1 protein-coding gene is annotated in these 1,003 nt (G+C 69.4%); it reads left to right on the forward strand.

Translation table 11 applies throughout. The features are described from left to right. Positions 1-1,003: LLM class flavin-dependent oxidoreductase (locus OO48_RS33925; protein WP_063830804.1), on the forward strand; the 1,003-nt coding region annotated here is incomplete at both ends.

Raw genomic sequence — 1,003 nt, forward strand, 5'->3', positions numbered from 1 at the left:
GTCGGTGACGTGACCACCGACCCCACCGACGGGCGGACCCCGACGGAGCACGAGCGGATCAAGGCCATGGTGGCCATCGCGCTCAAGGCCGAGGAGGTCGGGCTGGACGTGTTCGCCACCGGCGAGCACCACAACCCGCCGTTCGTCCCGTCCTCGCCCACCACCATGCTCGGCTACATCGCGGCCCGCACGGAGCGGTTGATCCTCTCCACCTCCACCACGCTGATCACCACCAACGACCCGGTGAAGATCGCCGAGGACTTCGCGATGCTCCAGCACCTCGCCGAGGGCCGGGTCGACGTGATGACGGGCCGCGGCAACACCGGCCCGGTCTACCCGTGGTTCGGCCAGGACATCCGCCAGGGCATCCCGCTCGCGGTCGAGAACTACGCGCTGCTGCACCAGCTCTGGCGCGAGGAGAACGTCGACTGGCAGGGCCGCTTCCGCACCCCCCTGCAGTCCTTCACCTCCACCCCGCGCCCGCTCGACGACACCCCGCCGTTCGTCTGGCACGGCTCCATCCGCAGCCCCGAGATCGCCGAGCAGGCCGCGTACTACGGCGACGGCTTCTTCGCCAACAACATCTTCTGGCCCAAGGAGCACTTCCAGAAGCTGATCGACCTCTACCGGGAGCGCTACGCCCACTACGGCCACGGCACCCCCGAGCAGGCGGTCGTCGGCCTCGGCGGCCAGGTGTTCATGCGCAAGAACTCCCAGGACGCCGTCCGCGAGTTCCGCCCGTACTTCGACAACGCCCCCGTCTACGGCCACGGGCCCTCGCTGGAGGAGTTCACCGAGCAGACCCCGCTCACCGTCGGCAGCCCGCAGGAGGTCATCGACAAGACGCTCGCCTTCCGCGAGACCTTCGGCGACTACCAGCGCCAGCTGTTCCTGATGGACCACGCCGGGCTCCCGCTCAAGACCGTCCTGGAACAGCTCGACCTGCTCGGCGAGGAGGTCGTCCCCGTGCTGCGCGCCGAGTTCGCCAAGAACCGCCCGGCGG

Origin of the sequence: Kitasatospora phosalacinea (assembly GCF_000716545.1) — a bacterium.
In the GTDB taxonomy this organism is placed as follows: domain Bacteria; phylum Actinomycetota; class Actinomycetes; order Streptomycetales; family Streptomycetaceae; genus Kitasatospora; species Kitasatospora phosalacinea.